6 protein-coding genes are annotated in these 7,316 nt (G+C 76.6%); 3 read left to right on the top strand and 3 right to left on the bottom strand.

What is annotated here, in order from left to right; genetic code table 11:
- Positions 1 to 189 precede the first annotated feature (189 nt).
- The gene (locus ABZV78_RS18185; RefSeq protein ID WP_355639914.1) at positions 190 to 711 is read right to left on the bottom strand and encodes a VOC family protein; all 522 of its coding nucleotides are present in this window, start codon (positions 709 to 711) and stop codon (positions 190 to 192) included.
- A gap of 49 nt (positions 712 to 760) precedes the next feature.
- On the opposite strand from ABZV78_RS18185, the gene ABZV78_RS18180 reads away from it, so the two are divergent.
- The 3 genes from ABZV78_RS18180 (at position 761) to ABZV78_RS18170 (ending at position 5,134) form a co-directional block, all read left to right on the top strand.
- Positions 761 to 1,231 (top strand): MarR family transcriptional regulator, encoded by a 471-nt coding sequence (locus tag ABZV78_RS18180; protein WP_355639912.1) that lies wholly within the window; start codon positions 761 to 763, stop codon positions 1,229 to 1,231.
- A 49-nt stretch (positions 1,232 to 1,280) separates the two neighbouring features.
- Entirely contained in the window at positions 1,281 to 2,843 is a 1,563-nt protein-coding gene (locus ABZV78_RS18175) for a tetratricopeptide repeat protein (RefSeq protein ID WP_355639910.1), read from the top strand.
- Between the two features lie 68 nt (positions 2,844 to 2,911).
- Entirely contained in the window at positions 2,912 to 5,134 is a 2,223-nt protein-coding gene (locus tag ABZV78_RS18170; RefSeq protein ID WP_355639908.1) for a hypothetical protein, read from the top strand.
- 12 nt (positions 5,135 to 5,146) lie between these two features.
- On the opposite strand, the gene ABZV78_RS18165 is transcribed toward ABZV78_RS18170, so the two are convergent.
- Complete coding sequence (locus ABZV78_RS18165; protein ID WP_355639906.1) at positions 5,147 to 6,598, bottom strand: HAMP domain-containing sensor histidine kinase; 1,452 nt, start codon at positions 6,596 to 6,598, stop codon at positions 5,147 to 5,149.
- Positions 6,595 to 7,251, bottom strand: a complete 657-nt coding sequence (locus ABZV78_RS18160) for a response regulator transcription factor (protein WP_355639904.1) — start codon at positions 7,249 to 7,251, stop codon at positions 6,595 to 6,597. The genes ABZV78_RS18165 and ABZV78_RS18160 overlap by 4 nt, the downstream gene beginning before the upstream one ends.
- Positions 7,252 to 7,316 lie beyond the last annotated feature (65 nt).

Genomic DNA, 7,316 nt, shown 5'->3' with positions numbered 1-7,316 from the left:
GCAGCCGGTCGGCGAACTCGGCCACCACCCGCAGCGCGGCCTCCGCGCCGCCGACGTCGCTCCCGGCGGACGCGAGGGCCAGGGTGGCCCGCCGCGACCGGTGCAGCGCGGCGGGCAGCCAGTGGTCGAGCTGCCGGACGAGCAGCTCGCGCAGGACGGCGTCGGTCGACATCCTGCCAGCATGGCAGGTCAGGCGGGAATGGAGATGCCCACGCCGCCGCGGGTCTGGCCGCCGTAGCGCTGCCGCTCGCGGTCGAGGTCGAGCCGGCCGATCCGCTTGCGGGCGGCGACGGCCGCGTCGTCGAGCAGGTCGGCGGGGACGATCCAGACGATCTCGAACTCCAGCCCGTCGGGGTCGCGGCCGTAGAGGCTCTTGGTGGTCCCGTGGTCCGAGGCGCCGACCAGGGCGTCGGCGGCGGCCAGCCGCTCGGCGGTGGCGGCCAGCTCGTCCAGGGTGTCCAGCTCCCAGGCGAGGTGGTAGAGGCCGACGGTGGCCCGGCCGGCCGGGGAGGCTCCGGCGGCCGCGCCGATCTCGAACAGGCCGAGGTCGTGGTCGTTGGTGGAGTCGGGCGCCTGGAGGAAGGCGGCGCCGCGGAAGCCGTCCGGCGTCATCGGCACCGGGCGGAAGCCGAGCACGTCGCGGTAGAAGGCGACGCTGCGGTCGAGGTCACGGACGTAGAGGACGGCGTGGTTGAGCCGGTGGATACCCATGACCCGACGGTAGCGCGGTTTGGTTGAGCGTTCAACAACGAGCGCTATGATGGCCGTCATGACCCGGTGGCTGGACCCCGACGAGCAGCGGACCTGGCGGGCGTTCCTCACCGCCTCCCGGGCGCTGATGGACACCCTCGACCGCGAGCTGCAACGCGACGCCGGGATGCCGCACGCGTACTACGAGATCCTGGTCCGGCTCTCCGAGGCCCCCGACCGGCGGCTGCGGATGAGCGAGCTGGCCGACGCCACCGGCTCCTCCCGCAGCCGGCTCTCGCACGCCGCCGCCCGGCTGGAGGCGGCCGGGTGGATCCGCCGGGAGGAGTGCGCCACCGACCGGCGCGGCCAGCTCGCCGTGCTCACCGACGCCGGCTTCGCCACCCTGGCCGCGGCCGCGCCCGGCCACGTCGCCGGGGTACGCCGGCACCTGTTCGACGCGCTCAGCCCGGCCCAGGTGGACCAGCTGCGGCGGATCAGCGAGACGCTGGCCGACCACCTGACCGGATCGCGACCAAACTGATCCACTGCGGGGCTTGTACTTACCGTCGCCGGATGAGCACGATGGGGCAGTGTCCTCCGGCTTCGCTGACCTGACTGTCCAGGCGCACCACCTGGTGTCCGAAGGCGACCTCGCCGGTGCCCAGCGACTGCTCGCCGACGCGCTGAGCGACGCCGATCCCCGTCCGGCCAACGCATCCGCGGAGCTGGCCGAGGCCGCCGGTCTCCAGGCCCGGGTGCTCGTCGCGCTCGGCGAGCCGCACTCCGCGCGCGGCTGGGCCGCGTTCGCGTACGCGGCGGCCACCCGGCTGTTCGGGCGCTCCGACGAGCGGACGGTCACCGCCGCCGCGACCCTGGCCGCGGTGCTGCACCGGGTCGGCAGCGACGCGCGCGCCGCCCGGCTCTACTCCGACGTCATCATCGAGCTGACCGCCCGGGACGGGCCGGAGTCGCAGCGGGTGCTGGCCGCGCACGCCGACCTGGCCACCGTGGAATACGCGCGCGGCCAGTGCGACGTGGCCCGCGACCGGTTGCAGGACGCCTGGGAGCTGCACCGCGAGGTCTACGGCGACGGCCAGCCCAGCGGCATCAAGATGCTCGCCAAGCTCGGCGCGATGGAACGCGACTGCGGCCGCTACGCCGAGGCCCACGAGCACCTGACCCTCGCCGAGGACCTGTGCCGGGAGCACCTGGCCGCCGACGACCCGCTCGCCGCCCAGGTCGCCGGGCTGGCCCGGGCCGCCGCCGACCCGGACCACGTCTGCGGCGGGGCCGAGCCGCCGGCCCGGGAGACGCCGGTGGTGCCGGCCGCCCGGGTCCCCCCGCCCGCCGAGGGTCCGCCCGACCTGCCGCCCTACCAGCCGCCGACGCTCGACGACCCGGTCGAGACGCCGCTCTACCGCCCGCCGGACCGCGCCGCCGACGCCGCGCACGTGCCGACGCCCCGCACGCCGCCCGAGGCGGACGACGAGGCGTTCGCGGACTACCCGTGGCCGCCGGAGGAGCCGGCCGAGGAGCCCTGGCGGCCCGGGGAGAGCGCGCTGCCGCCGACCGTGGTCGGCCTGGCCGACTCCGAGCCGGCGGGCGTACGCCGGGTTTCCCAGGCCGACGAGCCCGAGGAGCCGTCGCGCCACCTGCCGGTGCACGTGCCCCGGCCGCCCGCCGCCGAGCGCCGGCGCACACCCTGGCTGCCCCTGGTGGTGGCCGGCGTGGTGGTGGCGCTGCTGCTCGGCACCATCGCGGTGATCGCCGGGGTGTCCCGGGTGGACGACCGGCGGGGCCCGGCGCCCGCGCCGACCGGGCACGACTCCTCGGCCGGTCCCACCACCGGGCCGCCCAGCGCCGCCCCGGCCGCCTCCCCCGGCACCCCGCCCGGGCGGCTCGCCCTGACCGACCGGCGCGACAGCATCGTGCTGAGCTGGACGTACCCGGCCGGGGCGGAGGGGCCCGTGGTGGTCGCCGGGGGCCGCGCGGGGCAGCCGCAGCGCACCTTCCTGAGCCTGCCCGCCGGCTCGGTCGACTACATCGCCTACGGCCTCGACCGCACCACCGACTACTGCTTCACGGTCGCGGTGGTCTGGTCCACCGACACGGTCGCCCGGACCACGCCGGTCTGCACGAAACGGCGCCGCTGACCCACCGGTCCCCCGCGGTTTGCGCCGTATCGGCGATGGGCCCGGTGCCGGTCTGTGACCCTGTCGGCGTGGGCACAGCAGCGGAGGGCGAGACCGTCGAGTTGAGAGTGCACGGGGTGTCCGGCGGCACCGCCGAGAAGATCCTCGACCACCCGATCGTGGACCTGGTCGCCGGCGACCGTCACGCGGGGTTCTACCGGCCCCGGCCGGGGGTCGGGGCGGCGGGCGGGGCCACCCCCGGGATCGCCGTCGAGGCGTACCGCTGGGGCGCCCTGACCGCGGGCGCCGCGGTGCGGACGGCGTCCATGCTGTTGCTGCTGCCGTTCATGCTGAGCAACCTGGCGATCCGGCTCCGCCCGGCCTCGACCGGCCGGTCCGGCCTGTTCCGGGTGCTGTGCCGCCTGCTCGCCGGGACGCTGACCGCCGCCTTCGTGCTCTCGGTCGTCGGCGTGACGCTCGACCTGGTCGGCTGGCAGTGCGTGCCCTACGACGGGTGCCGCGCGAACCGCCCCTACCTGTCCTGGCTGGGCGACCTTCCGGCCGGCCCCCGGCTGGCCCTGCTGTCGCTCGTCCCGCTGGTCGCGTTGCGCGTCGTCTGGGGCATCGGCGCACGGTCGGCGCGGGCGCTCGAGGGGTTCCGCCCGCCCCAGCCGCACCCGGAGGGCGCCGGGGCGCGCGAGTGCCTCGACGTCCCGGGCTTCTGGGACGACGAGCGGACGCCCGCCTGGCTGCGCCAGATCCACGTGGCGATCGGCGCCGGCACGCTGGACGCCAGCCTGCTCGCCGGGATCTCCGCCCCGGACGGTGTCGCCGGGCGGGTGCTGTTCGCCGCCGCCGTCGGCCTGATCGGGTGCGGCACGGTGCTGCTCTGCCTGCCCGTCCCGGCCACCCCGCCCCGGGTCCGCCGTGTGCTGCGCCCGCTGTCGGCCGCCACCATCGGGCTGAGCGCGCTGAGCCTCGGCTACGCCGCCCTGGCGCGCGGCGTCCACTCGCTGCCCGGCCAACTGCCCGGCTACGAGGGGGCGGTCGGCGCCCTGCTCGGGGCGCAGGGCGTCCTGCTGGTGGTGCTGGCCCTCGTCACGATGGCGCCCCGGAAGACCGGCAGCCGGTCCGTCCTCGCCGGGCTCGGCATGCCCGTCGTGGCGGCGGCGTCGGTGACGGTCGCCGGCGCCTTCGCCGCCACCCTGGTCTTCCGGGTCGCCGACTTCCTCGACCGCGGCGCCCTCCCCGGCCCGATCTGGCCGGACCCCCCGGGCGTCGCTCCCCTGGACCCGCCGGTCGCCTACTGGTGGGCCGCGCTGGCCGGCCTGGCCGCCCTGCTCGTCGCCACCGGGGCCGCCTCGCTCACGCTCGTGATCAGCCGGCGGCGGAGGCGGCGCCGCGCCGCGGGGATCGTCGAGCGGGACTACCCGGACGTCGCACCCGGTGCGGCGTCCCGGCGCGACGTGGTCCGGGAGACCATCGCCCGCTCCCACGTGACCGACGAGCTGGGCCCGATCCTCGTCACGTTCTTCGTGATGTCCTCGCTGGGGCTGGCCACCATCGCGTTCGACCTGGTCGGGATCGGGCCCACCCAGCTGGTCGCCCGGCTCAGCAGGGACCCGGCCGAGACCACGCTGCTGACGGCGTACGTGACCGACGGCGGGGTCTGGCTCATCAGCCTGCTCGTCATCGGCCTCATGATCCTCGCCTTCCGCTCCTACCGGTCGGCGGAGACGCGACGCACGGTGGCCGCGCTGTGGGACCTGGGCGACTTCTGGCCCCGTACCGTCCATCCCTTCGCGCCGCCCTGCTACGCCGCCCGGGCCGTGCCCGAACTCGCCAAGCGGGTGTCCGCGCTCGGCGCACGCGGCAAGGTGGTCATCTCGGGGCACAGCCACGGCTCGGTCCTGGCCGCGGCCACGATCCTCCAGCTGCCGCCGGAGGTCCTGCGCCGGGTGGCGCTGCTGACCCACGGCACCCCGCTGAGCCGGCTCTACACCCGCCTCTATCCCGCCTATCTCGGCGGGCAGACCCTGTGCGACCTGGGCGACCGCCTCGACTGGCGGTGGCGGAACCTGTGGCGGGACACCGATCCGGTCGGTGGGCCCGTCTTTCCCCGATCGGGCGACGGGCGGGCGGCGTGTGACGTCCCCGGGACCGGGTCCGTCGACATCCGGCTCCGCGATCCGGTCAGCCTGGCGATCGACCCGGCGGACACCGTGCCGCCGCCGCTCGAACGGCACTGGCCCTACCACACGCAGACGACGTACCAGACCGCCGTGCGGGCCCTCGCCGATCGGATCGGCTGACGCCGGTCGCGGTCAGTCCGCCTCCGGGTCGGCCAGCGCGGGCAGCCGTACCGTCACCCGCAGCCCCGGCGCCGCCGCGTCCGGCGTGGCGTCGGCCAGCTCGACGGCGCCACCGGCCCGGCGGACCAGCTCGCGCACGATGGCCAGGCCGAGGCCGGCGCCGCCGGCGTCGCGCGCCCGGGCGTCGTCCAGCCGCGTGAAACGGGCGAAGACCCGCTCCCGGTCCGCCGCCGGGATGCCCGGCCCGTCGTCGGTCACCGTGATCAGGTGGTACGCCGAACCGCCGCGCTGCCGGGGAACCGGCGGGTCGGAGTGCGGGCCGGTGACCGCGAGCCGCACCTCGCCGTGCGCGTGCCGCAGCGCGTTCTCCACCAGGTTGACCAGCACCCGGCGCAGCTCCCCCGGGTCCCCCTCGGTCCAGAGCGGCCCGGGCGGCGGCGTGTGGTGCAGCGGCGGGGACGGATAGCGCCCGGCCACCCCGCGCAGCAGCTCGCCCAGCTCCACCGGGCCGACGGCGTGCGGCGCGGGACGGTCCGGCCGGGCGGCCTGCTCGTCGAGGCGGGCCAGCAGCAGCAGGTCGTCGACCAGCCGGCTGAGCCGCTCGGTGTCGGCGAGCAGGTTCTCCGCCACCGCCGGCCAGTCCGTCCCGGCGCCCAGCCGCCGGGCCACCTCCAGCTCGGTGCGCATGTTGGTGACCGGGCTGCGCAGCTCGTGCGCGGCGTCGGCGACGAACGCCCGCTGCCGGTCCCGGGACGCGGCCAGCCGGTCCAGCATGTCGTTGAGGGTGACCGCCAGTCGCTGGATCTCGTCCCGCCCCGCCGGCACGGGCAGCCGCTCCGCCCCGGCGCGGCCGGTGATCTCGGCGGCCCCGCTGCGCAGCGCCTCCACCGGGCGCAGGGTCGCCCCGACCACCCGCCAGGCCACCACGGCCAGCCCGGCCACCAGCAGCGGGAAGCCGACCAGCAGCAGGTTCCGGACCACGTGCAGGCTGTGCCGGACGTCGGACATCGACTTGGCCACCAGCACGGTGAGCGGCGCGTCCGCGGTGCCCGCCGGCACCGTCACCACCCGGACCGGCCCGGTCAGCCCGACCCGCCGCCCGTCCACCACGAGCCGCTGCCGCTCCCCGGCACGCAGCTGGTCGGGGCCGAGCATCGGCACCAGCCTGTCGGCGTCGATGGACGCCGCGCGGATCCGGCCCTGGCCGTCGACCACCTGGACGCGGAGCTGCCCGCCGGCCACCGGCAGCGGGTCGGGCAGGGCGTCCTCCGCGGCGAGCAGCGCGACCGCGTCCGCGGTGCGGAGCGCCTCGTCGTCGACGGAGCGCTGCAGCGTCCACCCGAGCGCGCCGAGCAGCAGCGCCCCGCCGAGCGCGAACCCCACGACCAGGCCGAGCACCCCGAGCGCGAGCAGCCGGGACCGCAGCCCGAGGTTGGGCAGGAGCGCCGTGAGCCGCCGCCTCATGTGGCCAGCCGGTAGCCGGCGCCCCGGACCGTCTCCAGCCGGTCCCGGCCGATCTTGCGGCGCAGGTAGCCGACGTAGACCTCGACGGCGTTCGGGGCGGTCTCCACCGCGGCGTCCCAGACGTGGTCCAGTAGCTCGGTCTTGGAGACCACCTCGCCGGGGCGGCGCATCAGGTAGTCGAGCAGGGCGTACTCGCGGGTGGTCAGGGCGACCTCGGCGTCGGCCCGGGTCACCCGCCGGCGGGCGGGATCCAGCCGCAGGTCGCCGACCGCGAGCACGGCCGGGCGCTCCGGCGCGCCGCGGCGCAGCAGCGCCCTCAGCCGGGCCAGCAGCACCACGTACGAGAAGGGCTTGGTGAGGTAGTCGTCGGCCCCGCAGTCCAGCCCGTCGGCCTGGTCGTACTCGCCGTCCTTGGCGGAGAGCATGAGCACCGGCAGCCAGCGCTCCTCGGCGCGCAGCCGGCGGACCACCTCGTAGCCGGAGAGGCCGGGCAGCATCACGTCGAGGATCATGGCGTCGTAGTCGCCGTGCCGGGCGGCGTCCAGCCCGCCGGGGCCGGTGGCCTCGACGTCCACCACGAAGCCCTCCGCCTGCAGGCCCCGCCGCAGCGACGCGGCCAGCCGCGTCTCGTCCTCCACCACCAGCAACCGCACGGCTCAAGGGTGCCATCCGGTGACACCCCCTAGGGAATCTCCTCAGCACGCTCACAGCGTCCCTG

Source organism: Micromonospora sp. NPDC004540, assembly GCF_040610095.1.
GTDB lineage: Bacteria > Actinomycetota > Actinomycetes > Mycobacteriales > Micromonosporaceae > Micromonospora.
This window is presented reverse-complemented; position numbering and strand designations above follow the sequence as displayed.

Coding starts and splice junctions, on each gene's coding strand:
- ABZV78_RS18185 (WP_355639914.1), bottom strand. CDS start 711: ATGGGTATCCACCGGCTCAACCACGCCGTCCTCTACGTCCGTGACCTC.
- ABZV78_RS18180 (WP_355639912.1), top strand. CDS start 761: ATGGCCGTCATGACCCGGTGGCTGGACCCCGACGAGCAGCGGACCTGG.
- ABZV78_RS18165 (WP_355639906.1), bottom strand. CDS start 6,598: ATGAGGCGGCGGCTCACGGCGCTCCTGCCCAACCTCGGGCTGCGGTCC.